28 protein-coding genes are annotated in these 24,124 nt (G+C 66.2%); 13 read left to right on the top strand and 15 right to left on the bottom strand.

Features of this window, described 5'->3' with window-relative positions:
- Positions 1 to 20: 20 nt before the first annotated feature.
- The gene (gene modA, locus BST47_RS02950) at positions 21 to 779 is read right to left on the bottom strand and encodes a molybdate ABC transporter substrate-binding protein (RefSeq protein WP_083123667.1); all 759 of its coding nucleotides are present in this window, start codon (positions 777 to 779) and stop codon (positions 21 to 23) included.
- On the bottom strand, positions 779 to 1,183 hold the full coding sequence (locus tag BST47_RS02955; protein WP_083123668.1) for a TOBE domain-containing protein: 405 nt from the start codon (positions 1,181 to 1,183) through the stop codon (positions 779 to 781). The genes modA and BST47_RS02955 overlap by 1 nt, the downstream gene beginning before the upstream one ends.
- Positions 1,184 to 1,266: 83 nt before the next feature.
- Between BST47_RS02955 and BST47_RS02960 the strand changes: the two genes are divergently transcribed.
- A complete protein-coding gene (locus tag BST47_RS02960) occupies positions 1,267 to 2,400 on the top strand; it encodes a methyltransferase (protein WP_083123669.1) in 1,134 nt (377 codons plus the stop codon).
- Between the two features lie 6 nt (positions 2,401 to 2,406).
- Here BST47_RS02960 and BST47_RS02965 read toward each other — a convergent pair whose 3' ends face one another.
- Positions 2,407 to 3,189 (bottom strand): hypothetical protein, encoded by a 783-nt coding sequence (locus BST47_RS02965; protein ID WP_083123670.1) that lies wholly within the window; start codon positions 3,187 to 3,189, stop codon positions 2,407 to 2,409.
- A gap of 81 nt (positions 3,190 to 3,270) precedes the next feature.
- Here BST47_RS02965 and BST47_RS02970 point away from each other — a divergent pair, with 81 nt between their 5' ends.
- Complete coding sequence (locus BST47_RS02970; protein WP_083123671.1) at positions 3,271 to 3,636, top strand: RidA family protein; 366 nt, start codon at positions 3,271 to 3,273, stop codon at positions 3,634 to 3,636.
- Between the two features lie 25 nt (positions 3,637 to 3,661).
- Here the strand turns inward: BST47_RS02970 and BST47_RS02975 are convergent, their stop codons facing one another.
- The gene (locus tag BST47_RS02975; RefSeq protein ID WP_083123672.1) at positions 3,662 to 4,021 is read right to left on the bottom strand and encodes a DUF952 domain-containing protein; all 360 of its coding nucleotides are present in this window, start codon (positions 4,019 to 4,021) and stop codon (positions 3,662 to 3,664) included.
- A gap of 130 nt (positions 4,022 to 4,151) precedes the next feature.
- Between BST47_RS02975 and BST47_RS02980 the strand changes: the two genes are divergently transcribed.
- Entirely contained in the window at positions 4,152 to 4,343 is a 192-nt protein-coding gene (locus BST47_RS02980; protein WP_083123673.1) for a DUF7455 domain-containing protein, read from the top strand.
- Positions 4,344 to 4,407: 64 nt separating this feature from the next.
- Positions 4,408 to 5,412, top strand: coding sequence for a YihY/virulence factor BrkB family protein (locus tag BST47_RS02985; protein WP_083123674.1), 1,005 nt, complete (start codon positions 4,408 to 4,410; stop codon positions 5,410 to 5,412).
- Here BST47_RS02985 and BST47_RS02990 read toward each other — a convergent pair.
- Positions 5,402 to 5,638: a DUF3039 domain-containing protein gene (locus tag BST47_RS02990; protein ID WP_083123764.1), complete on the bottom strand. Its 237-nt coding sequence runs from the start codon at positions 5,636 to 5,638 to the stop codon at positions 5,402 to 5,404. The genes BST47_RS02985 and BST47_RS02990 overlap by 11 nt on opposite strands.
- Before the next feature lie 66 nt (positions 5,639 to 5,704).
- On the opposite strand from BST47_RS02990, the gene BST47_RS02995 reads away from it, so the two are divergent.
- The 3 genes from BST47_RS02995 (at position 5,705) to BST47_RS03005 (ending at position 8,033) form a co-directional block, all read left to right on the top strand.
- Positions 5,705 to 6,106: a DUF3099 domain-containing protein gene (locus BST47_RS02995; protein WP_179964737.1), complete on the top strand. Its 402-nt coding sequence runs from the start codon at positions 5,705 to 5,707 to the stop codon at positions 6,104 to 6,106.
- A 147-nt stretch (positions 6,107 to 6,253) separates the two neighbouring features.
- Positions 6,254 to 7,213 carry a sigma-70 family RNA polymerase sigma factor gene (locus tag BST47_RS03000; RefSeq protein WP_083123676.1) on the top strand — a complete coding sequence of 320 codons (960 nt, stop codon included), beginning with the start codon at positions 6,254 to 6,256 and terminating at the stop codon, positions 7,211 to 7,213.
- 124 nt (positions 7,214 to 7,337) lie between these two features.
- Positions 7,338 to 8,033: an iron-dependent transcriptional repressor DtxR gene (locus BST47_RS03005; RefSeq protein ID WP_083123677.1), complete on the top strand. Its 696-nt coding sequence runs from the start codon at positions 7,338 to 7,340 to the stop codon at positions 8,031 to 8,033.
- On the opposite strand, the gene BST47_RS03010 is transcribed toward BST47_RS03005, so the two are convergent.
- Positions 8,030 to 9,067, bottom strand: coding sequence for a DUF4192 domain-containing protein (locus BST47_RS03010; RefSeq protein ID WP_083123678.1), 1,038 nt, complete (start codon positions 9,065 to 9,067; stop codon positions 8,030 to 8,032). The genes BST47_RS03005 and BST47_RS03010 overlap by 4 nt on opposite strands.
- A gap of 97 nt (positions 9,068 to 9,164) precedes the next feature.
- A complete protein-coding gene (locus tag BST47_RS03015; protein ID WP_234809551.1) occupies positions 9,165 to 9,845 on the bottom strand; it encodes a DUF5642 family protein in 681 nt (226 codons plus the stop codon).
- 151 nt (positions 9,846 to 9,996) lie between these two features.
- Here BST47_RS03015 and sthA point away from each other — a divergent pair, with 151 nt between their 5' ends.
- The 4 genes from sthA (at position 9,997) to BST47_RS03035 (ending at position 14,270) form a co-directional block, all read left to right on the top strand.
- The gene (gene sthA, locus BST47_RS03020; protein WP_165799733.1) at positions 9,997 to 11,403 is read left to right on the top strand and encodes a Si-specific NAD(P)(+) transhydrogenase; all 1,407 of its coding nucleotides are present in this window, start codon (positions 9,997 to 9,999) and stop codon (positions 11,401 to 11,403) included.
- 125 nt (positions 11,404 to 11,528) lie between these two features.
- Positions 11,529 to 12,497 (top strand): proteasome assembly chaperone family protein, encoded by a 969-nt coding sequence (locus BST47_RS03025; RefSeq protein ID WP_083123766.1) that lies wholly within the window; start codon positions 11,529 to 11,531, stop codon positions 12,495 to 12,497.
- Between the two features lie 32 nt (positions 12,498 to 12,529).
- Positions 12,530 to 13,552 (top strand): alpha/beta fold hydrolase, encoded by a 1,023-nt coding sequence (locus BST47_RS03030; RefSeq protein ID WP_083123680.1) that lies wholly within the window; start codon positions 12,530 to 12,532, stop codon positions 13,550 to 13,552.
- Positions 13,553 to 13,583: 31 nt separating this feature from the next.
- Positions 13,584 to 14,270: a PhzF family protein gene (locus BST47_RS03035; RefSeq protein ID WP_083123681.1), complete on the top strand. Its 687-nt coding sequence runs from the start codon at positions 13,584 to 13,586 to the stop codon at positions 14,268 to 14,270.
- Positions 14,271 to 14,279: 9 nt separating this feature from the next.
- Here the strand turns inward: BST47_RS03035 and nrdR are convergent, their stop codons facing one another.
- Entirely contained in the window at positions 14,280 to 14,750 is a 471-nt protein-coding gene (gene nrdR / locus BST47_RS03040) for a transcriptional regulator NrdR (RefSeq protein WP_083123767.1), read from the bottom strand.
- A gap of 161 nt (positions 14,751 to 14,911) precedes the next feature.
- Entirely contained in the window at positions 14,912 to 15,361 is a 450-nt protein-coding gene (locus BST47_RS03045) for a LysM peptidoglycan-binding domain-containing protein (protein ID WP_083123682.1), read from the bottom strand.
- A 208-nt stretch (positions 15,362 to 15,569) separates the two neighbouring features.
- Between BST47_RS03045 and lexA the strand changes: the two genes are divergently transcribed.
- On the top strand, positions 15,570 to 16,271 hold the full coding sequence (gene lexA / locus BST47_RS03050; protein WP_083123683.1) for a transcriptional repressor LexA: 702 nt from the start codon (positions 15,570 to 15,572) through the stop codon (positions 16,269 to 16,271).
- On the opposite strand, the gene BST47_RS03055 is transcribed toward lexA, so the two are convergent.
- Entirely contained in the window at positions 16,268 to 18,313 is a 2,046-nt protein-coding gene (locus BST47_RS03055; RefSeq protein WP_083123684.1) for an LGFP repeat-containing protein, read from the bottom strand. The two genes, lexA and BST47_RS03055, sit on opposite strands and share 4 nt — an antisense overlap.
- Before the next feature lie 489 nt (positions 18,314 to 18,802).
- On the opposite strand from BST47_RS03055, the gene mbp1 reads away from it, so the two are divergent.
- Positions 18,803 to 19,042: a microaggregate-binding protein 1 gene (mbp1, locus tag BST47_RS03060; protein ID WP_083123685.1), complete on the top strand. Its 240-nt coding sequence runs from the start codon at positions 18,803 to 18,805 to the stop codon at positions 19,040 to 19,042.
- Positions 19,043 to 19,230: 188 nt separating this feature from the next.
- Here the strand turns inward: mbp1 and hflX are convergent, their stop codons facing one another.
- From hflX to BST47_RS03085, 5 genes are read right to left on the bottom strand one after another with little or no spacing between them, the layout of a single operon-like run.
- Positions 19,231 to 20,646: a GTPase HflX gene (hflX, locus tag BST47_RS03065; RefSeq protein WP_083123686.1), complete on the bottom strand. Its 1,416-nt coding sequence runs from the start codon at positions 20,644 to 20,646 to the stop codon at positions 19,231 to 19,233.
- 45 nt (positions 20,647 to 20,691) lie between these two features.
- The gene (gene dapF, locus BST47_RS03070; protein ID WP_083123687.1) at positions 20,692 to 21,564 is read right to left on the bottom strand and encodes a diaminopimelate epimerase; all 873 of its coding nucleotides are present in this window, start codon (positions 21,562 to 21,564) and stop codon (positions 20,692 to 20,694) included.
- Positions 21,565 to 21,568: 4 nt separating this feature from the next.
- Entirely contained in the window at positions 21,569 to 22,477 is a 909-nt protein-coding gene (gene miaA, locus BST47_RS03075) for a tRNA (adenosine(37)-N6)-dimethylallyltransferase MiaA (protein ID WP_083123688.1), read from the bottom strand.
- Complete coding sequence (locus BST47_RS03080) at positions 22,474 to 23,157, bottom strand: class III extradiol ring-cleavage dioxygenase family protein (RefSeq protein ID WP_083123689.1); 684 nt, start codon at positions 23,155 to 23,157, stop codon at positions 22,474 to 22,476. The genes miaA and BST47_RS03080 overlap by 4 nt, the downstream gene beginning before the upstream one ends.
- A 9-nt stretch (positions 23,158 to 23,166) precedes the next feature.
- A complete protein-coding gene (locus BST47_RS03085; RefSeq protein WP_083123690.1) occupies positions 23,167 to 24,042 on the bottom strand; it encodes a DMT family transporter in 876 nt (291 codons plus the stop codon).
- Positions 24,043 to 24,124 lie beyond the last annotated feature (82 nt).

A 24,124-nucleotide genomic window follows, 5' to 3' on the forward strand; every position in this document is an offset into this window, starting at 1 on the left:
GGGTCGGCCCGCCTCATCCATCAGGGTTTGGCGAAGCCGGCCGCGGTCAGCGTCGCCTGGCCGGCTTGGCTCGTGACGGCGTCGATGAACTTGCGGGCCAGTTCCTCGTGTTCGGCGGACTTGAGCGCGGCGATCGGATAGGTGTTCACGGCACCGGCGGATTCTGGAAACGGCACGGCAGTGACCTTGTCTCCCGCGCCCGTCGCGTCGGTGACGTACACCAGACCGGCATCGGCCTGGCCCGTCGTCACCTTGTTGAGCACGTCGCTGACCGACGTTTCCTCGCTCACTGGTGTGATATCCATACCGGCGGCTTCCTCGACCCGCTGGGCCGCCGAGCCGCACGGCACCTGCTGCGCGCACACCACCACGGCGAGTCCCGGCTTCGTCAGATCCCGAAATGACGTGATCGGCTTGGGATTTCCCGGTGCAACCGCGATCGTCAACGTGTTGGATGCGAAGTTCACCGGTTCGCCGTCCAGCAGTCCAGCCTGAGTCGCCTTGTCCATGTTCCCGGTGTCGGCGGACGCGAAGACGTCAGCCGGTGCGCCCTGTGTCAGCTGGGTGACCAGATCCGAGGAGCCCGCGAAAGAGAACTTCACCCTCGTCCCCGGGTTGTCGGCGTTGAACTGCTCACCGATCTCGGTGAACGCCGACTTCAATGAGGCCGCCGCGAACACCATGATCGTCTGACTGTCCTCCGCCTCGTCGCCAGATCCGCACGCCGACAACACCAACGCCAACGTCGCCGCCGATGCAAACACCTTGGACTGCTTCATCATTGGCCCCCAGGCGTCTCCACGATCACGGTGGTTGCCTTCACGACCGCAACGGCGACACTGCCCGGCTCGAGCTGCAGTTCCCTTACGGCGTCCGTGCTCATCAACGAGACGACGGTGAACGGTCCGCACTGCATTTCGACCTGGGCCATGACGGTGTCCGTGACGACCTTTTTTACCAGTCCGGCGAAGCGGTTGCGCGCCGAACTCGCGACGCTCAGCGGGTCCTTGGGCGCCACACTCGCGTTCGCCCCGGCGAACGCGGCCAGCGCGGCCCCGTCGATCGCTTTGCGCCCCGACGCATCGAGGTGAGCGGTCAAGGCGCCGTCATCGATCCAGCGGCGCACGGTGTCGTCGCTGACCCCCAGGAGTTCGGCTGCTTCACGGACGCGAATTTCCGGCACGGCGGAAGCGTACCGAACCTTTGCGAGTTAATAACCGTATCCACGGAGCTAATCCGCGAATAACTCCGTGCATGCGGCAAAGAATGAAGCGGCGCTATCGACCGGTAGTCTCTTGCTCCGTGCCTGAGAAGCCCGCAAAAGTCCCGCCCGCCCGCGTCGTCCGCATCATCGAGTCCGCCCGTACCGCGCTGCAGAAGGTCAACCGCGCGATGGTGCCCGGCTACATCGCGTTACTCGAGACGGCACAGGGCGCCTGGGTGTCCCAGGCCCTCTACGTAGCCGCCAAACTCGGCATCGCCGACGAGCTCGCCAACGGCCCCAAGATGGCCGACGAGGTGGCCGCCAAAGTGGGCGGGCACCCGGACTCGGTGTTCCGGTTGATGCGCATGCTCGCCGGCCGGGATGTGTTCCGCCAACTCTCCGATGGCCGGTTCGAGTTGGCCGCAATGGGCCAAGCATTGCGCGCCGATGCACCCAATTCCCTGCGGTCGATGGTCCTGTTCATCGGGTCTCCGGAGCACTGGGCTGAATGGGGCGAGCTGCTGCATTCGGTACAGACGGGTCGGCCCTCACCTGAAAAGCTCTACGGCAAATCATATTTCGAGCATCTCGACGAGGCGCCCGAGCAGGCTGCGGTCTTCAACGACGCCATGTCAGCGATGGCCAGGTTGGCCAACGAAACCGTGATCCCGGCATATGACTTCTCCGGCTTCAAGCTCATCGCCGATATCGGCGGTGGTCACGGCAACCTGCTGAGCGCCATTCTGCGCTCGGCCCCGACCGCCCGCGGCGTACTGTTCGACCTCCCGTCGGTCGTGGCAGGCGCGGGGCCGGTGCTCGAGGCCGCCGGCGTCGCGAATCGTTGCGCCGTCGAGGGGGGTTCATTCATGGACCTGGTTCCCGACGGGGCCGATGCCTACGTGATGAAGTCGATCATCCATGACTGGGATGACGAGATCTCCGAGAAGATCCTGCGCAACATCCGCACCGCGATCGCGCCGAACGGCCGACTGCTGCTGCTCGAACTCGTGCTGCCAGAGCGTGCGACCTCGAACTGGGGGGCCGTGCTCGACATGGAGATGCTCGTCTCCCCCGGCGGCCGGGAGCGCACCCGCGCAGAGTTCGCCAATCTGTTGGCGCGATGCGGGTTCCGGCTCACGCGTGTCGTCGACACCGCGACGCCGATGATGTCGATCGTGGAGGCCGCTCCGGTCTGATCGCCGTCAGCGCTTCTTCTCGCGCACCTTGTACGTCGAGGGCCACGACTCCCGCGTCTCGTCGCCGACGAGCGGCACGCCCTTGCTGCCGATCCTGATGTCGAACGCCTCCTTGCCCGCACCTACCTCACGGTTGGCGTGCTCGGTCGCGAGGTAAATCAACTGGTCGATCTCCGCCTCGGCGAACGCGACGAATGTGGTGTTTCGCACGATCTCTTCGTCGGGCGGAGCCATCCGCTCGGGAAGCAGCCGTGACGCCAGCGCCGCCAGGCCCAGCAGCGAGAACGGGACGACCCAGTAGCAGACGAAGGACAGCGGTGTCTTGGTGTCCAGGATGGTCGCCTCGCCGTACACGAGCGGCGGGATGGCCGATGACACCGTCATCCCCGCGAACGCGGCCACCCAGATCCACGTCAGCACCGCCGTGATGCGTTTGAAGACGTCGGTCTCGATGATCTCTTTCGGCTGGCCGACCTCCGCGAATTCACGGACGAACGGCCTGTGCGCGAGGATGCTGCCGAGCGCCACCAGGAAGATACCCGCGTTGCTCAGCGGCTGCATCCACTGCTGCATGAATTGCTCGCTCAGCGTGAAGGTCAGCACCGTCAGCACCAAAAACGTTGCGATGGCGCCTATCTCGAGTGTGCGACCCGCCGATCCCTTCACCCGGCCGATCACGAACGACAGCACGGCAATCGCAAACGCGACCAATACCGCGGTATGGAAGGGGACGTTGCCGACCAGGACCCAATAGACGATCCACGGCGCGAAGCCCAGAAGAATGCCCACGGTGGGTCAGTTTAGGTTGTCAGTCAATGGCCCGACTGTAAACCCGTTGCCTGAGCCACCGGGGCGACTACTTTGTGTCTGATGACGCGCCGCAATGTCTCCTCCGGCTCCGAGTACGAGGCCACGGTCGGATACTCGCGGGCGGTGCGGACCGGCCCACTCGTCGCCGTCGCGGGCACCACCGGCGCCGGTGACGGTGTCGCGGTGCAAGCGCGGGACGCGTTGCGGCGCATAGAGATAGCTTTGCAGGAGGTCGGCGCCTCCTTGGCGGACGTGGTGCGCACCCGGATGTACGTGACGGACATCTCGCGCTGGCACGACGTCGGCGCCGTCCATGCCGAGGTTTTCGGCGACGTCATGCCGGTGGCGACCATGGTCGAGGTGTCGGCACTGATCGCGCCCGAACACCTCGTGGAGATCGAGGTCGACGCGTACGTGGCCGAGTAGGACCTCTTCCGCCGCGCTCGGGCCCCTACTGCTCGAGCGGCGCGAAAACGCCGTCGGCACCCGGCTCGTACTGCGTGACACTGATCACAGCTTTGGTAGGTAGTGGACCGTACAAATGTGGGAACACCATCGCATCGGGATCGCTCGGCAAACCGGGTTCCCAGCGGATCGGAGAGGACAGGCGTGCAGGGTCGACGCGGAGCAGCACGAGGTCTGAGCGGCCGGCGTAGAGCCGGTTCGCGGGCAGGTGCACCTGCTCGGGCGTGGATAGATGCACGAAACCGTGCGAGGCCAGCGAGTCCGGCCGTAGCTCACCGTCGTCCTGAGCCGACCGCCACTCCTCGGCGCCGCAAATGTGGACCAGCACAGCCGGCAAGAGTGGCATACCGCGGGTCTGACGCGTGGGCAACTCGGCATAACGGTGAGACACGACACACCGGTAAACCCCTAGGGAACAAGGCCGAAACCGAAAGCGTCTGAGACAGTAGAGATACGCGAGAACCGATGGAGGTGCCATGACCGCAACGCTCATTAGCCCGGAATTGACCAAGGCTGACCGCTGCGATCGCTGCGGGGCCGCGGCTCGCGTGCGGGCGAAGCTCCCGTCGGGCGGTGAACTGCTGTTCTGCCAGCATCACGCGAACGAGCACGAGGCCAAGCTGGTGGAGCTGGCCGCCGTTCTCGAATCGAGCCCGCTGGAGGCATAACCGCCGACACGACGGCCCGCGTGGTTAGGCGAGACGGCCCGTCGTCAGGAATGCTGGTCTGGACATGAACGACCAGTCCCAGCCGTTACCCCGTCCGCCATCACGCCATCACATGAGGCACCTCGTCCGGCGCACACTCTCGAAGAGTTGGGACGACTCGATTTTCTCCGAGTCGGCGCAGGCGGCGTTCTGGTGTGCGCTGTCGCTGCCGCCGCTGCTGCTGGGGATGCTGGGAAGTCTGGCGTACATCGCGCCGCTGTTCGGCCCGGAAACCTTGCCCGTCATCCAGGACCAGTTGATCAGCACGGCGGAGCGCTTCTTCTCGTCGAACATCGTCAACGAGATCATCACGCCCACAGTGCACGACATCGTGAGGAACGCCCGGGGCGAAGTGGTGTCGATCGGCTTCGTGATATCGCTGTGGGCGGGATCGTCGGCGATGTCGTCATTCGTCGATTCTGTCGTCGACGCCCACGACCAGACACCGCTGCGCCACCCGGTGCGGCAACGATTCTTCGCGCTCGGCCTTTATGTCGCGGGTCTCGTGGTGGCGATCGCAGCAGCGCCGCTCGTCGCGCTCGGGCCGCGCAAGATCGCCGGATACCTGCCCGACAGCTGGGACAACGTGTTGGCCTTCGGGTACTACCCCTTGCTGATCGTCACGCTATTCGTGGGGGTGACCATCCTCTATCGGGTGTCGCTGCCCGAACCGCTACCGACACATCGGCTTGTCCTGGGGTCGATCCTGGCGACTGTCGTCTTCCTGGGCGCGACATTGGGGCTGCGGGTCTACCTGACGTGGATCACCAGCACCGGCTACACCTACGGCGCGCTCGCGACGCCGATCGCGTTCCTGCTGTTCGCCTTCTTCCTCGGCTTCGCGATCATGCTGGGCGCCGAACTGAACGCCGCGATCCAGGAGGAATGGCCCGCGTCCCCGACACATGCCAAACGGGTCCGGTTGTGGCTCAAGCAGAAGGCCGAGTCGGGCAACGGTCGCGGCGTGCCCGCGCGGGACGACGTCAACGCGCCGGCGGCGGACCCGACCCCCGATGCCGCTACTTCTTGAGCTGGTCGTAGATCTTCTTGCAATCGGGGCAGACGGGCGACCCCGGCTTGGCGGCTTTGGTCACCGGGAACACTTCGCCGCACAGCGCCACGACGTGCGTACCCATCACCGCGCTCTCTGCGATCTTGTCCTTCTTGACGTAATGAAAGAACTTGGGGGCGTCGCCGTCGGTGCCGTCGTCGACGCGTTCGTCGGTGTCGGTGCGCTCGATCGTCTGGGTCTGCATGCCAACCATTTTGCCTGTAAGAATTCCGACACGTACAAGAGACGACGAGTGTGGAACAGTGGAGGTATGAAACACGGCCCAGAGCTGAGTTTCGATGATGACGGCCGACCGATACTGATCACCCAGGCCGCACCCTCATACGAAGTCCAGCACCGCGAGCGGGTACGCAAGTACCTGGCGTTGATGTTCTGGCGCATTCCCGCCCTCATCGCAGCCGCGGTGGCGTACGGCATTTGGGAGAACGGACTCATCTCCCTGGCGATCTTGGTGGCGTCGATTCCCCTGCCGTGGATCGCGGTACTCATCGCCAACGATCGGCCGCCGCGCCGTGCCGAGGAACCGCGACGCTACGAGTCCGCGCGCCGAATTCCGTTGTTCCCGACAGCGGAGCGGCCAGCGCTGGATTATCGCGCGCACTCGACGCGGCAATCGGGTGAAGGTGATCCGCAACGCGATTTCGCGGACTGAGGATTTTCTACTGCATTTCTCAGCACATTCTCAGGTCAAGATCGAATAACCGCAGATCAGAAGGTGTGAAGCAACCGATCCTTGGGAACTCCTACGGGCAGATGGGCGTTATAGCTCATGACAGTTCGACCCGATCAGGAGGCCGTGATGGCAAATGCCACCCTTACCCGCATCGAGGGCGATCTGGACGCCCAGAGTCCAGCCGCCGACCTCGTACGCGTCTACTTGAATGGCATTGGCAAAACGGCCTTGCTCAATGCCGCCGATGAGGTTGAGCTCGCAAAGCGCATTGAGGCAGGCCTTTACGCGCAGCACCTGCTCGACACGCGTAAGCGCTTGGGCGAGAGCCGCAAACGTGATCTTGGCGTGGTCGTCCGGGACGGCGAAGCCGCCCGTCGCCACCTCCTGGAAGCCAACCTGCGTCTGGTGGTGTCGCTGGCCAAGCGCTACACCGGTCGCGGGATGCCGCTGCTCGACCTGATCCAGGAGGGCAACCTCGGCCTGATCCGTGCGATGGAGAAGTTCGACTACGCCAAGGGGTTCAAGTTCTCGACCTATGCGACGTGGTGGATCCGTCAGGCGATCACCCGCGGCATGGCCGATCAGAGCCGCACGATCCGGCTTCCGGTCCACCTCGTCGAGCAGGTCAACAAGCTCGCCCGGATAAAGCGCGAGATGCACCAGAATCTGGGCCGCGAGGCGACCGACGAGGAGCTCGCCGAAGAGTCGGGCATCCCGGTGGAGAAGATCACCGATCTGCTCGAGCACAGCCGCGATCCGGTGAGCCTGGACATGCCGGTCGGCAGCGACGAGGAAGCGCCGCTGGGCGACTTCATCGAGGACGCCGAGGCGATGTCGGCCGAGAACGCGGTGATCTCCGAATTGCTGCACACCGACATCCGCCATGTGCTGGCCACGCTCGACGAACGTGAGCAACAGGTCATCCGTTTGCGGTTCGGCCTGGACGACGGCCAGCCGCGCACCCTGGACCAGATCGGCAAGCTGTTCGGTCTGTCCCGCGAGCGCGTCCGCCAGATCGAGCGCGAGGTGATGGCCAAGCTCCGCAACGGCGAACGTGCCGATCGGTTGCGGTCTTACGCCAGCTGAGAACGTTTTCACTGAATGCCCGCCGGTCCGCCGGCGGGCATTCTCAGTTGCACGTGTCGGGGTGCGTAGCGGCGCAGTTCAAGCCCCTCGGCCGGTAGACTCGCCCTTGACGGAGGGTTGTGAAATGAACGATCTGGTCGATACCACCGAGATGTACCTGCGGACCATCTACGACCTCGAGGAAGAGGGCGTCGTGCCGCTGCGTGCGCGTATCGCCGAGCGCCTCGACCAGAGCGGTCCGACCGTCAGCCAGACCGTCTCCAGGATGGAACGCGACGGGCTGCTCCACGTCGCGGGCGACCGACATCTCCAGCTCACCGACAAGGGCCGCGGCCTGGCCGTCGCCGTGATGCGCAAGCACCGGCTCGCCGAGCGGCTCCTGGTCGACGTGATCGGGCTGCCGTGGGAGGAAGTGCACGCCGAGGCCTGTCGGTGGGAACACGTGATGAGCGAGGACGTCGAGCGTCGCCTGGTGCGGGTGCTCGACCACCCCACCACGTCCCCGTTCGGCAATCCGATTCCCGGCCTTGCCGAGCTCGGACTGGCCTCGAGCGAGTCGGGCACCGACCAGATCAACCTGGTTCGGCTCACCGAGCTGCCCGCCGGCATGCCTGTCGCTGTCGTCGTGCGACAACTGACCGAGCACGTGCAGGGTGACGTCGAGCTGATCGGACGGCTCAAGGACGCCGGCGTGGTGCCCAATGCGCGCGTCACGGTCGAAGCCAACGACCATGGTGGCGTCATGATCGTGATCCCCGGCCACGAGCAGGTCGAGCTGCCGCACCACATGGCGCACGCCGTGAAGGTCGAGAAGGTCTAACCCGCGCGGCGCCCGAACGCGCGCCTGGCCGGCAACCGCACACCCAGCCGATCGGCCAACCGGTACCCGGTCGTGGCCAGGTCGCGAATCTGCTCCGGTCGCATCCCCGATTGCAGGGCGGTGTCGAGCATGCCCGCCATCCGATGGGTCTCGTCGCACCGTAGCGCCGCATCCAGCGACACTCCGGCCAGCGGCCCGTCGCCGCGGGCGTATGCCGAGAATGCCAGCAGCACAAGCGCTTCCACCCGCCATGGCTCCGGAAGCGTGCGGGCCAACTGTGCCCACAGCGCTTCGGCCTGTCCGGCGGCCTCACCGACCGCCAGCGCGTAGAGCGTGTCGCGCACCAGCGGGTCGGTCAGTGCACAAGCCAGCCGTGCGGCGGCGTCATCGGACAGCGGCTGACCGTCGGCGACGTTGACCGCTGCGGCCATGGCCATTTCGACATCGCGTCGCACATCGGCGTCCGACCGGTCGGCATCACAGCTACCGATGGAAGCCTCGAGCGCGGCGCTGCGGGCCGGATCCGCCACCGCAATGACCTCCTGAAGTTCCGCGCGCCGCGTGTAGAGCCTGCGTCCATCCAGGACCGCGGCGACGGCCAACGGCGATGCGGACGGGTCTTCGACGGTTCCGGCATTCCCGCAGCCGTCGGCACAGTGCCAGTGTCCGCCTGCGGCGACGCGGTCAACGATGTGAACCGCCAGCAGTTCGATGCCGTGCTCGGCGAGTGTCGCCGCCAGAGCGGCGGCCAGGTGGCGGTAGTCGTCGTTGCACATCCGGCAGCTCGCGCCGTCGTCATCGACGATGACCGCGATCGCCGCGTCTGGTCGCGCACTCGCGGCCACCTCGGCGATGTGCTCTACGGACTCCGTCACCTCATCGGAAAGATCAACGCGCATAACGCATCCCATCTCCCCGTGATCGACCGTCACCAAAACGAGAGACTTCTCGGGCACGAAGCCCAGGACTGCGGGCAGGGCGGCGATCAGTACGCCGGGGCGGTTGATGCTGAAGTCGGGCGAATGCGGTGTCATGCTCCCACCGTGGTTCCCGGCGCCGACTCCCCCAGCCGTCACAACGTCGCACAGCGCGTCCATGTGGATCAAAGTGCGATTGGGGATGAAACCGGCACTATCCGTCGCGGCGCAGCTTCACCACCGCATCCCGGAACAGGGCGTCCAGCGATGAGGTGTCGGCCTGGTCCACCGTTGGGTCCTGTAGCCAGCTCGCGCTGACCCGCGTGTCGCCGACTTGGGCCGCGAAGGTCAGCACTGTCCGCTCTGATTCCGGAGTCATCACGGTCTGCTCGACGGCGTAGGCGTCATCGGCGTCGACCGGCGGCGCGGGCAGCACCGTCACGTCCACTGTCGATGCCTGCTCGCCCGCGCCCACGTCGAACGACGGGCATGCACGCAGTTGCTCCAGCCGACTGCTCAAGGGCGGGACAGGCCGCATCACGACGACAATCAGCCTGCTCGCAGTCGCGCTGTCGACCCCTTCCACACCAACGGCCTCGCTGTGCCACAACACCGGCGGCGCGCAGGTGGGCGGGGTGACGACCTCGCCCCTGGGAACACCGTCGATGTCCTGCAACGCGCGGTCCAGCCCGCCGTCGTCGAGTTTGGCAGCCGCGTACTGCGGCGGGAAACGGTTGGGTTCGATGAGCAGCTGCGCAACCGGGACCGGGGCCTTTGCCTCTCGGGCGGACACCGGCAGCGAGGCCCCGACGACGACACGGCTGCATGCGGCCAGCGACGCCGCGGCCATCAGCAGCGCGCAGCCGCGCAGGCACCGCGACAGCCTGTCACCCATCGGCGCCATCGTCTCACCGCTGCGCCCGCCGACCAGTCAGGCGCGCGTACGGATCCGGGTTGGGTAACGGACGATTAATTTCACGTGGTCTTGACGCCCGTCGGCGTGCGAGATCCGCGCAACCGGCGTAGACCTTGTTGCCATGGGTTCCATGCTCGAATACGACCTCGTCGTCATCGGTTCGGGTCCGGGTGGTCAAAAGGCCGCAATTGCGGCGGCAAAGCTCGGCAAGACGGTCGCCATCGTCGAGCGAGGACGGATGCTTGGCGGGGTGTGCGTGACCACAGGCACCATTCCGTCCAAAACGTTGCGGGAAGCAGTGCTTTACCTCACCGGCATGAACCAGCGCGAGCTCTACGGAGCCAGTTACCGCGTCAAGGAGAAGATCACCCCCGCCGACCTGCTTGCCCGCACCTCTCACGTCATCGGCAAGGAACAGGACGTCGTGCGGTCGCAACTGATGCGCAACCGCATCGACCTCATTCAGGGTCACGCCCGGTTCGTCGACCCGCACACCGTGCTGGTCGAGGAGCCGACGCGCGGCGAGCGCACCACCGTTAGCGGAGACAATGTCGTGATCGCCACCGGCACCAAGCCGGCGCGGCCGGCCGGCGTCGAGTTCGACGAAGACCGCGTCCTGGACTCCGACGGCATCCTCGACCTGAAGTCGCTGCCGGCCACGATGGTTGTGGTGGGCGCCGGCGTGATCGGCATCGAATACGCCTCTATGTTCGCCGCGCTGGGCACCAAGGTGACCGTGGTGGAAAAGCGCGACAACATGCTCGACTTCTGCGACCCCGAGATCGTCGAGGCGCTGAAGTTCCACCTGCGCGACCTCGCGGTGACCTTCCGCTTCGGCGAGGAGGTGACCGCCGTCGACGTCGGCGCCTCGGGCACGGTCACCACGCTGGCCAGCGGCAAGCAGATCCCGGCCGAGACGGTCATGTACTCCGCGGGCAGGCAGGGCCAGACCGAACACCTCGATCTCGCCAATGCCGGCCTCCAGGCCGATCCGCGCGGGCGCATCACCGTCGACAGCAACTTCCAGACCCTTGTCGACCACATCTACGCCGTCGGAGACGTGATCGGGTTCCCGGCGCTGGCCGCCACCTCCATGGAGCAGGGCAGGCTCGCCGCCTACCACGCCTTCGGCGAGCCGGCCAAGGGCATGACCGACCTGCAGCCGATCGGCATCTACTCGATCCCCGAGGTGTCATATGTAGGCGCCACCGAGGTCGAGCTGACCAAGAAGTGCCTGCCATACGAAGTCGGCGTCTCGCGCTATCGGGAGCTGGCGCGCGGACAAATCGCCGGAGATTCCTACGGAATGCTGAAGCTGCTGGTATCGACGGACGACCTGAAGCTGCTCGGTGTCCACATCTTCGGCACCAGCGCGACCGAGATGGTCCACATCGGCCAGGCCGTGATGGGCTGCGGCGGAACCATCGAATATCTCGTCGACGCGGTCTTCAACTACCCCACGTTCTCAGAGGCCTACAAGGTCGCGGCGCTGGACGTGATGAACAAACTGCGTGCTCTGAATCAATTTCGCCATTAGCGATTCTCGCTTCGACGACCGGCATTTGGCCGGGGTCGTACGTTTGGGGAACGCAACATGGGCCACACTGGTTGTCACGTTGGGAAAGGCGATCACGCTTTTCACACCGTCGAGGAGGCGTGGAGATGGCGGACGAAGCAGATCAACACGAGCAGCGTTACCAACCGGACCAGACGGGCATGTACGAGCTGGAGTTTCCGGCCCCGAAGCTGACGTCGGCGGATGGCCGCGGTCCGGTGTTGATCCATGCGCTGGAGGGCTTTTCCGACGCCGGCCACGCCATCAAGCTGGCCGCCCAGCACCTCAGGAACACCCTCGAAACCGAGTTGGTGGCCTCCTTCGCGATCGACGAACTGCTGGATTACCGATCGCGGCGCCCCCTGATGACCTTCAAGACCGACCACTTCACCCACTACGAGGAACCCGAGCTCAGCCTCTACGCGATGCACGACAGCGTCGGCACGCCGTTTCTGCTGCTCGCCGGCCTAGAGCCGGACCTGCGGTGGGAGCGTTTTCTGACGGCCGTGCGACTGCTGGCCGAGCGGCTCGGGGTACGCCGGGTGATTGGCCTGGGGGCCATCCCGATGGCCGTCCCGCACACCCGCCCCGTCACGCTGACGGCACACTCCAACGACAAGGAACTGATCGCCGAGCATCAGCCGTGGGTCGGCGAGGTGCAGGTGCCGGGCAGTGTGTCGAACCTGTTGGAGTTCCGGATGTCCCAGCACGGGTACGAGGTTGTCGGATTCACCGTGCACGTGCCGCACTACCTTGCCCAGACCGACTACCCCGCCGCCGCGGAGGTGCTGCTGGCCGAGGTGGCCAAGACCGGCGGGCTCCAGATCCCGTTAGAGGCGCTGGACGCCGCTGGCGCCGAGATACTGCAGAAGATCAACGAGCAGGTTGAGGGAAGCGCCGAGGTGGCCCAGGTGGTGACCGCGTTGGAGCGTCAGTACGACGCTTTCGCCTCGGCCCAGGAGAACCGCTCGCTGCTTGCCCACGACGAGGATCTGCCCAGCGGTGAGGAGCTCGGTGCGGAGTTCGAGCGGTTCCTCCGGCAGCAGGACAGGGGCAAAGACGGCGACGCCAAATAGCGCCCGTCCGGAAGGGCAGCTAAGTTGTCGCAATGGCCGCGCGACCGACCAACCTGCGCCCGGTTCGGGAACTCACACCCGAGTTGGAGTTCCGCACTATCCACGGGTACCGGCGCGCGTATCGAGTGGCGGGCTCCGGACCAGCGATCCTGCTGATTCACGGCATCGGCGACAACTCCACCACCTGGAGCACGGTTCAGTCGAAGTTGGCCCAGCGATTCACCGTCATCGCGCCAGATCTGCTGGGCCACGGCAAGTCCGATAAGCCCCGCGCCGACTACTCGGTGGCCGCGTACGCCAACGGGATGCGGGACCTGCTGAGCGTTCTCGACGTCGACCGGGTCACTGTCGTAGGCCACTCCCTGGGTGGCGGCGTGGCGATGCAGTTCGCCTACCAGTTCCCCCAGCTCGTCGAGCGACTGATCCTCGTGGGAGCCGGCGGCGTGACCAAGGACGTCAACATCGCGCTGCGGGTCGCCTCATTGCCGATGGGCAGCGAGGCGTTGGCGTTTCTGCGTCTACCGCTGGTGCTGCCGGCCGTGCATGCCTTCGGACGCGTGGCCGGAGCGATGTTCGGATCGACTGGCTTGGGCCGTGACATTCCCGACGTGCTTCGGATCCTCGCGGATCTGCCGGAGCCGACGGCCTCGTCGGCGTTCGCGCGCACGCTGCGCGCGGTAGTGGACTGGCGCGGCCAAGTTGTCACAATGCTCGACCGATGTTATTTGACGCGATCCGTTCCAGTGCAATTGATTTGGGGAAGCGCCGACTCGGTGATACCGGTCAGCCATGCCCGTCTGGCACATGCGGCGATGCCGGGCTCACTGCTGGAGATCTTCGAGGGTTCCGGGCACTTCCCGTTCCACGACGACCCAGACCGGTTCGTCGAGGTTCTCGAGCAGTTCATTCTTTCCACCGAACCCGCGGTCTACGACCAGGATTATCTGCGCGGATTGCTACGCACCGGCATCGAAGAGGGTGCGATCTCCGGCTCGGTCGACACCCGGGTGGCCGTACTCGACGCAATGGACCACGACGAGCGCAGCGCCACCTGAAGACGTCGACGCGCCTCGGTAGCATCGATCCATGGCCATCGACGTAACGGTACTGCGGGTATTCACCGACCCCGACGGCAACTTCGGAAATCCGCTAGGCGTTGTCGACAACAGCACCGTCAACCCCACCGACCGTCAACGGATCGCTACCCAATTGGGTTACAGCGAAACCATTTTCATCGATCTACCGCAAAGCGGCTCCAGCACGGCGCACGCGCGGATCTTCACCCCGGCCGTCGAATTGCCCTTTGCGGGCCATCCGACCGTGGGTGCCTCGTGGTGGCTGCGCGATCAAGGTTTCGCGATCAACACGTTGCAAGTGCCCGCGGGCATCGTGCAGGTCACCTACGACGGTGATCTGACGGCCGTGAGTGCGCGTTCGGAATGGGCTCCGGACTTCGCGATCTATGACCTTGCGTCCGTCGACGAATTGATGGCGGCGGATCCGTCCGACTACACCGATGCGACCGAGCACTACCTGTGGACCTGGCTCGACAAAACCGCCGGAGTGATCCGCTCAAGGATGTTCGCCGCCGATCTCGGCGTCCCGGAGGACGAGGCCACCGGCGCCGCGGCGGTCCGCATCACCGACTACCTCAGCCAGGACCTGGAAATCGTGCAGGGTAAGGGGTCGAGAATATCCACCGAGTGGAGCCCCGAGGGCTGGGTGCGGGTCGCAGGGCGCGTCGTCAACGACGGTACGAAACAGATCGAGTGAGGCGCCCGGTCAGCTCTGGGCCGGCTGTGGAGACTCGCGATGCTCACGCAGCTCCTTGATCTCGCGCTCGAAATCCTCTGCCGACGTGAATCCGCGGTAGACCGAGGCAAATCGTAGGTAGGCGACCTCGTCGAGGTCACGGAGCGGACCGAGGATGGCCAGGCCCACCTCATTGCTGGGGACCTCAGCCGAGCCGGTGGCGCGCACCGCGTCCTCGACCTGCTGAGCAAGCAGATTCAGCGCGTCGTCGTCGACCGCCCGGCCCTGGCAGGCGCGGCGCACGCCTTTGACCACCTTCTCCCGGCTGAACGGCTCCGTGACACCGCTGCGCTTGACCACGGCGAGCACCGCCGTCTCGACCGTCGTGAAGCGACGACCGCATTCCGGGCATGATCTGCGGCGGCGAATCGCCTGGCCTTCGTCCGTTTCCCGGGAGTCGACCACTCGGGAATCGGGATGACGACAGAACGGACAGTGCATCACCGCTCCTTCGCCACACCACCAAACGACCAACCCGAACGCCTCCGAGCGTACCTGCGCGGGAGTTCGCGAGCTCAGGTTCGTGCTGATTGGAACATCTCCCGTCGTGGCGCTTCCGAATACCCTTGCGCGGCTGATGTTTTCAGCGCCCACAGCGCACGTCAGCTGATCGGTGCGATCAGAGTCTGGCCGGCATGAATCGCCACCGTGTCGAGTTGGTTGAGTTCGCGGATCCGGTCGACAACGCTTCCCACCGGCGCGTCGGGCGCCACTCGGCCCGCCACCTGCTGCAGCGTTTCGCCCGTCTGCACCTGAACCACCGCGAGCCGGTCGGGCACCGGGGCCGATTCGCCGACGACACCGCCGAACTGTGCCACCAGCCCGAGCCAGACTGTGATGCCTGCGGCGACCATTGCCAACAGGACCGTCGTGACCGGGGTGATGGGCCGGCGCCGGCGCGGAGCGCGCGACACGAGGACACCGGAGCTGCGGTACCGCACCGGAGCACCGCCGGGCCGCCGTGACGGTGGCCGCCGTCGTGCACCCGCGGGCCGGATACCCGGCCTGACCACAGGTGTCGCCTGGATTTCCCGCGTCTCGAGAATCGTCATCTTCCTGCCTTCCGGTCCAAGGTCGTTCGCTTGTGTGTTCGAACATACTCGCTCAGGTGTTCGATTAATAGAACATGTGATCGAACTGTTGCCAAACGATAGCGGCACCCACCGACAAGTTCCGACGTCCGGATCTGGCACTCGCAGCTATCCGACACGCCTCGAACACATGTTTGATTAATCGGCGGCCGCGGGCTAGATTCGCGCCATGGACTCCAGCAGCGATACCCCGGGTGGCACAGACGGCACCGGCGGACGAGGTGGGCTCGACACGGGTCTGACCGAGCGCCAACGCACCATCCTCGACGTGATCCGCGCCTCGGTGACCAATCGCGGCTATCCCCCGAGCATCAGGGAGATCGGCGATGCGGTCGGGCTGACGTCGACCTCGTCGGTGGCGCATCAACTCCGCACGTTGGAGCGCAAGGGCTATCTGCGCCGCGATCCGAACCGTCCGCGCGCCGTGGACGTCCGAGGCGCGGACAATGCGCCACCGGTCGTCGCCACGGACGTCGCGGGCTCCGACGCCCTACCGGAACCGACCTTCGTACCGGTGCTGGGCCGCATCGCCGCCGGCGGCCCGATCCTGGCCGAAGAGGCCGTCGAGGACGTCTTCCCGCTACCGAAGGAATTGGTCGGCGAGGGCTCGCTGTTCCTGCTGAAGGTCGTCGGCGACTCCATGGTCGACGCAGCGATCTGTGACGGCGACTGGGTGGTCGTGCGTCAACAGAACGTTGCGGACAACGGCGATATCGTCGCCGCGATGATCGACGGTGAGGCGACGGTGAAGACGTTCAAGCGCACGCGCGGTCAGGTGTGGCTGATGCCGCACAACCCCGCGTTCGATCCGATTCCCGGCAACGACGCCGCCGTGCTGGGTAAGGTCGTGACGGTGATCCGTAAGATCTAGCGCGCCTCATCGTCGGTGACGAAGCCGTTCACGCGCGCGAGTTCCTCACTGGCAAACCAGATTTCGGCGCTGGCGTCGTCATACAACGGACTGCCGGGTGTCCAATACACACCAGTCTTGGTGTTCGCCTTGACGGGGTAGCCCTCTGGCGCCTCGTTTGAATCGTCGAGCGGCACCAGGAACGCAACGCGCTGCGTGGGCGGTTCGTCGTCGACCTCGATCCGGGCATGGCGTCCGGTATCGATGAGGGGGTCGCGCTTGACGGCGGCGGCCGCCGCCGCGGCCGCCAAAGCCGCGTCGGGGGGGGGAATAAGAGTGGGGGGCGGGTGGCCCGCGGCCGGGTGGTCGGCGTGATAGTGGGGGGGGGCTTGGGCGGCCGGGGGGGCGGGGTTGTCCTCGGCGTCCTCGGCGTCGTGTGCGGTCTCCTCAACGCTCGATGCCGACGAGGGCGCACCCCAAAGGTCTTCCTCCTCGGGCACGACCTCCGGTGTCATATCCTCGCCCCGGCGCGGTAGTGAGCTCAATCCCCCGCCGGCGTAGCGATCGCCGAACATCGCCGCAGCGTATTCGTCGTCGGTGGACACCCGATCCGGAGCGGCCGCGGTGCTGTACGCGGCATCGGCGTCGCCGCTGAACCGGATGTCCTGCATCGCAAGAGATTCGTCGGGCGCAAAGGGGTCGGTCTTGTTGCGGCGCCGCAGCGCGATCGCGAGCACAACGGCTCCGATCACTGCCACCAACGGCACGAGCGCCAGCAGCCACCACACGTTCGGTTTCAACCACTTGTTGGTGTCGTCCGAGTCTGACGCCTGCGGGCTGCCCGGCGCCTCGGGCGCCGGCTGCTGGCCCGGCACCTCGAGTCCGGCCAATTCGGCGGCCAGATTGGCCGGTTCGGTGCTGAAGCTGTTTTTCGCTCGGTCCCATGAGATGACACCACCGGTGAAGCGCTGCGTGACGACGTCGCCAGCCTCCGTCTGGTCGGCCATCGGCGCGCCCAGCTCGCCCTTGGCCCCGCCGAGCCGGTCCCAGGCTGCCGCCATCGCACCCCGCACGATCACCGCACCGTGATCCGGCGTCCAGAAGATGACCGGCTTGTCCTCGGCTGCGAAGCTGGACATGCGGCTGGCAGTGGGCAGGCCGCCGTCCACCTCGCTGGTGAGCGGGAACCCGAGATCGCCTTCGGGCCCGCCGACGCTCTCGTACTTGGCCAGCACCTGTCCGGTCACGACGTTCGCACCGGTGGCAGGCGCATAGAAGATCGCGCCACCGGCGAAGTTCTGTCTCAGTCCGTCCTTGCCGACCGGGTAGGGCGCTCCGTCGGCGGCGCCCAGCGGCCCCAGCGGCCCTCCGGCGGCGCGCCGGGCGGCATTGATAGCCGCGGTCGGATCCTGGGGAAACTGCAGGTCACCCAACTGGGCGGCAAGTTCCGGCGGCACGGTGGTGAAGGTCTTCTTGCGAATGTCATATGTCAGTTCGCCGCCGGTGAACTTCTGCGAGACGACGTCGCCCTTGTAGGCCTCGTCCTCCGCTGGTACGCCGAGTGTGCCCGACGAACCACCGAGCTTGTCCCACGCGGCGTTGATCGGCCCACGGACTACGCGTGCGCCGGTCGCGGGTGTGAAGAAGATGACCGGCTTGTCCGTCGCGCTGAACGTGACGTTTCGACTGTCCGGCGCCCGCCCGGGCCCCTCATCGATGGTAGGGAAACCCAGATCGCTATCGGCTGGGCCGCCGAGCGACTCGTACTTCTCCAGAATGGCACCTTGTACGAAGTGTGCGCCGGTCGCAGGCGTGAAGAACATCTTGCCGCCAGCGAAGTTCTGGCCGAAACCGGGGCCGGCCGGGTAGACGTCGCCGTTTTTGGGTCCTAGCGTGCCGCCGTCACCGCCGCTGGCCTGCCACGCCGCGGTTATCGCTGCGTTCGCGTCGGCATCCGGTTGCGCCGCCGTGATCGGTGCCAACAAGACAGCCATCGACAATGTCAGCAAACTGATTCCGAGCCGATTACGCACCACGCGGCGCCGACTCTGCTGCCCGCTCATTGACCCTCCCACAGTCGGCGCAAATTCCATGAAACGTATCGCGCCCGTCAACTGTCCGTCAGAAGACGTTAATAACCAAAGAACACACGCAAACTCTGAGAGAGAAAATACCCCGGCTATGTGCAAAATCTTCGGATCTTGCCCAGCGAAGCGCCGAATCGAATTGCCAGGGGTCAGATGCGACGACTTTCGAGTGAACTGCCGCCCCGGCACAGATCTATTCGGCGTTAAACACCTCGCCGCTTCAAAGGACTCGGCGATTGTCATTCGCATCGCGATGGGCTGCGCGAGCATTGGTGGCCCCATCGGATGACGAAATGCCTTGCGTTCCTTGGTGTACTGCGGCGGAAAGCTGACGCTTCGATTCCAATTTGCTGCAGGGCACTGCCGTTCGGACGGCATGTGACGTTAGCCACGGTGCGGCAGTAAGGGTTTAGCAAACCCGCGTTTGCGGGCATTCATGGTCCACCTATCAAGGAGGACAGCGAAATGTCGGACAAGAACAGCGGCCCCGAAGAAGCCGTCAAGGGCGTCGTCGAGGGCGTGAAGGGCAAGGTCAAAGAGGTTGCAGGCGCAGTCGCCGGACGCGATGACCTGTACCGCGAAGGCCAGGCTCAGCAGGACAAGGCCGATGCGCAGCGCAACGCCGCACAGAAGGAAGCGGAGGCCGAAGGTGCTCGTGCCGCGGCCAAGACTGCCGAGGAGCGTCAGAAGGCCGAGCAGAACTAGCTCACCCGAAGCCGAAAAGGTCCCCGAATCCCATGGGTTCGGGGGCTTTTTGGCTTGTCAGGCCGGTGCGGTGAGCAATTCGGCCGCGCGATCCCCAATCAAAATGCGAATGTCGCTGCAGGACACAGCAATACAAGACGATTCACAGGGTCGGACGCCTCAGCGCGTGATGGGACGATGATCGTGTACTAGAACGTTGAGTATTCGCTCAACGTGGCCGCCAACGGAATCGGCACGCGCGCCTTGATCCTCGTGCCGTCGGCGGTGTGCTCGGTGGCATCGATGCGACCATCGGCATGCACCTTGTTGACCAGATCGCCACGGTCATAGGGAATCGTCACATCCACGACCGTGTCCGTCGGAGCGATGAGTTCGGCCATCCGCTGCTGCAGTCGCCCCAGACCGTCACCCGTGTGCGCGGAGACGAACACCGCATCCGGGAGGGCCCGCCGAAGCTGCGCCAGCGCGAGGTCGTCTGCTGCGTCGATCTTGTTGACCACCACCAGCTCTGGGACCGGTTTGCTGTCATGGTCGGTGACCACCTCGTTGACCACTTGGCGCACCGCATTGATCTGCGCCAGCGGGCTGACATCGGAGCCGTCGACGACATGCACGAGCAGGTCGGCGTCGACGACCTCCTCCAGAGTGGACCGAAACGCCTCGACCAACTGGGTCGGCAGGTGCCGGACGAACCCCACCGTGTCGGTCAGGACGAAGGGCCTGCCGTCGGCGAATTCCCCACGGCGCGTTGTCGGTTCGAGCGTGGCGAACAACGCGTTTTCCACGAGGACGCCGGCGCCGGTGAGTGCGTTGAGAAGACTCGACTTGCCCGCGTTGGTGTAGCCGACGATCGCGATGGACGCCACGTCGCTGGCCAACCGGCGGCTGCGCTGGGTGTCGCGGATCTTCTTCATGTCCTTGATTTCGCGGCGCAGCTTGGACATTCGCTCGCGGATGCGCCTGCGGTCCGTTTCGATTTTCGTCTCGCCGGGCCCGCGGGTACCCACACCGCCACCGGCTCCGCCGGCCCGGCCACCGGCCTGCCGAGACATCGACTCACCCCAGCCGCGCAGCCGGGGCAGCATGTACTCCATCTGCGCGTACGCCACCTGCGCTTTGCCTTCGCGGCTCGTGGCGTGCTGGGCGAAGATGTCGAGGATCAGCGCGGTCCGGTCGATCACCTTGACCTTGACGGCCTTCTCCAGCGCGTTGAGCTGCGCAGGACTCAGCTCTCCGTCGCAGATCACCGTGTCGGCCCCGGTCGCAAGCACCACTTCACGCAGTTCGGCCGCCTTGCCCGAGCCGATGTACGTGGACGGGTCCGGCTTGTCGCGACGCTGCACGAGACCTTCGAGGACCTCTGAGCCGGCGGTCTCGGCGAGCGCGGCCAGCTCGGCCATGCTGGCGTCGACGTCCGCGGCGCTGCCCTCGGTCCACACGCCGACCAGCACGACGCGTTCCAGCCGAAGCTGGCGGTACTCGACCTCGGAGACGTCGGAGAGTTCGGTCGACAAACCCGCCACGCGGCGCAGCGCCGCGCGGTCTTCGAGGGCGAGCTCACCCGCGCTGGGTGTCTCGTTGACTGGGAATTTGGGATACGTCATAAGCGAATACAGACTGGCACGGCCAGTGCCGCCGATGCACATGAATTAACGCTGGGCGGCACGCCACCATTCCTCGGATAGTTCGCCGTCGGCAACCAGGACGGACGGGCCGCGGAGGTAGCTGGACGCGTCGGTGATCGTCACGGTGACGGCGCCGCCGGTGACGTGTACCCGCAGTGTGCCGGTGCCCGCACCTCCGTACGCCAGCGCCGCGACGGCTGCGGCGACGGTTCCGGTGCCACAGGACCGCGTCTCGCCGACACCACGCTCGTGCACCCGCATGGACACGGCCCCGTCCACCGGAGCCGTCAGCACCTCGATGTTGACTCCTTCGGGAAATTGCGCGCGGTCGAACGACACCGGCGCCGCGACGTCCAGCGCCGCCAGTTCGCCGAACGTCATGACGGGGTCGACGCACGCCAGATGCGGATTGCCCACATCGATCGCCAGCCCTGCGAACGGTCTGCCGCCCACGATCGCTTCGCCGATACCCAGTTGGTTGGTCTTGCCCATCTCGACGGTGACGTCCGCGCCCGTGGCGTCCCAGTCGTGCAGCACGACCGGCCGCGGTCCCGCCAGCGATCCGACAACGAACTCGTCGCGACTCTCCAGCCCGGAGGCGCGCAGGTAGTGCGCGAACACCCGGACCCCATTGCCGCACATCTGCGCGATCGACCCGTCGGCGTTGCGGTAGTCCATGTACCAGTCGTCGGGGGCCACACCCTCGGGAATCCGGTCGAAGATGCCCGCCGAATGCGCCGCGGCCGCCCTGGTGACCCGCAGGACGCCGTCGGCGCCGAGACCCTGGCGGCGGTCGCACAGCGCGGCCACCGCGGCGGCGGGCAGCGTCAATTCGCCGTCGGGGTCGGGCAACACCACAAAGTCATTCTGGGTGCCGTGCCCTTTGGCGAACTTCACCTGCTCAGGATACGTCCCGCCAGATACGCAGCGTTTCCTCGACGGTGCCACCCGCTGCACCGTCGAGCCAACTGATGCGGTGGTCGCGACGAAACCACGACCGCTGCCTGCGCACATAACGGCGGGTTCCGACGAACATCGGTTCGCGTGCCGCCGTCCCGTCGCCGCCGTCATCAAGGTCGGCGATCACCTGGGCGTACCCGAGTGCCCTGGCGGCTGTCACACCGTCGCGCAGGCCGCGGTCCAGAAGTGCGCGGACCTCATCCACCAGTCCATCGCGGAACATCTTGTCGGTGCGCTGTGTCAGACGTTCATCGAGAAGTGTTGTCTCCCAATCGAGTCCGACAATCACGGTGTCCCACCGAGGAGCACCGATCGCCGGGAAGGATGCGGCGAACGGCTGGCCCGTCAACTCGACCACCTCCAGCGCGCGCACGATACGGCGTCCGTCGGTGGGCAGGATCGACGCGGCAGCGTCGGCGTCCACCCCTGCCAACTCACCGTGCAGGGCGCTGACACCGACCTCGGCGAGGCGTTGCTCGTACTTGGCGCGCACGGCCGGGTCTGTCGCGGGGAAGGTCCAACCGTCGAGCAGCGATTGGACGTACATCATCGATCCGCCGACGACGACCGGCACCGCGCCACGGTCGGCGATGGCCTCGATGTCCGCGGCGGCGGCCTGCTGGTAGCGGGCCACGCTCGCGGTTTCGGTCACCTCGAGGACGTCGAGCTGATGATGTGGGATGCCGCGCCGCTCGGCGACCGGCAGTTTCGCGGTCCCGATGTCCATGCCGCGGTAGAGCTGCATGGCGTCGGCATTCACGATCTCGCCGCCGAGGCGTTCGGCCACCGCCAGCGCAAGCTCGGATTTTCCGGTGCCGGTCGGGCCGACGATCGCGATCGGTCGCGTCATGGAAGCCAGACGCCGGCGAAGTATCCGACTCCGTAGGGCGCGCCACGGTATAGCTCCTTGACCGACCGCGGCTCGGGCTCGAGTCCGGCCAGCACCTGGTAGGCCACCCGGCCGACGATCGTGGCCGGCAGCCGAGCCAGCGCCGTCGCATCGCCCGTGGCCAGCGCGTCATCGAGGGCGGCCTGTACGGGGATCGAATCCGGGTCGTAGCCGCCGGGCGCTGGCTGGGTCAGGGTGTTCGCGCCATCGGCGACGACGAGAACCCCGACGGGGTCGGCGACTTCGTCGATCTCGGCGCGCAGCCGACGACCGAGATCCAGCGCCGCGTCGGCACCGTGATCGTCGGCGTAGATCCGCACCTCGGTGGTCGCGTCGGGGTTGACCTGCCCGCGCAGCCAGCCGGCCACCAACGCGCACAGCGGCAGTTCCGTCGGCGCGCCGGAGTCGTCGGCCGACAACGCGACCCGCACGTCAACGCCGTAGCCGGCGAACGTCCCGGTCTGCGGGGGTGTCACGTCGCCGTCGGCGTGTCCGGCTCCGACGGCGATCCACCGTGCGGGCAGTGCCGCCGCAGAGGTGAACACCGCCTCACGCAGGCCGGCCAGCTCGGCAGCGGCGCCCGAGGCCAGTTCGGGCACCATGACGGGCGCCGACGGGACGATCGCGATGGCGCTCAGCACGTGACCACGCTAATGCCGCGTCGCACGCTGCCCTGCGTCGGCCGCTTCGCCGCGGGCGAGCGCACCGGTCGCGACGACCATCACCGCGAAGGCGGCGATCAGGGTGAACCAGCCCGCATCTCCCGGGCGCAGCGACTCGCCGAGGATCACCACGCCAAGGGCCGACGCCACCACCGGCTCGGTGACGGTCATAGTCGGCAATGACGCCGTCAGCGAGCCCGCCCGAAAGGAGAACTGCTGCCACGCGGTGCCCGCGACCGCGACAATGGCCCACGCATAAAGCTCCGGTGTGCTCAGCAGCGCCAGAAGCCCGTCATCGAGCCGATCCACCACGCCCTTGGTCAGTACCGCGAACACGCCCCACAACGCGCCGGACACCACCGCCAACAGCACGGCACTGATCGGCCCCTCGAGCATGCTGCCGGCGATCACGCACAGCACCAGCACCGGCCCGAGCACCGCGACCACCGCTCCCCAGGTTTCGAACGAGGCGCGGGAATGGCCCGCGGTCGGATTGCCGACGGTGACGATGACCGCGACCGAGGCGGCCAGCAGCGCCGCCCACGTCCACTCCCACCTCGTCACCCGGCGGTGTGACAGCCGCGCGTTGATCGGCAGGGCGAACAGCAGCGAGGTCACCAGCACCGCCTGCACCAGCAGCACGGAACCGAGGCCCAGCGCCGCGGCCTGCAACGTGAAGCCGACCGCCGCGACCAGGCTGCCCAGCCACCACCGACGATCGCGCAACAACTGCAGAAACAGTGCCGCGTGACTGACCTGCTCGTCGGTCACCTCGTGCGCCTGACGTTGGTGCATGACGTCGCCGATCGCGATGAACAGGGCAGCGCCGAGGGCCAGCAGGACGGCGAAATCCGCCTTGACCATCGGGCTCCTTAAGTTCGTAGGTGCAGTTACTTCGTGTTGTTACGTTGTGCTGTGACCCGGGTGGGCCGGGTGAGGCTGCATC

The sequence above is a fragment of the Mycolicibacterium tusciae genome (genome assembly GCF_002086795.1).
GTDB classification, from domain to species: domain Bacteria; phylum Actinomycetota; class Actinomycetes; order Mycobacteriales; family Mycobacteriaceae; genus Mycobacterium; species Mycobacterium tusciae.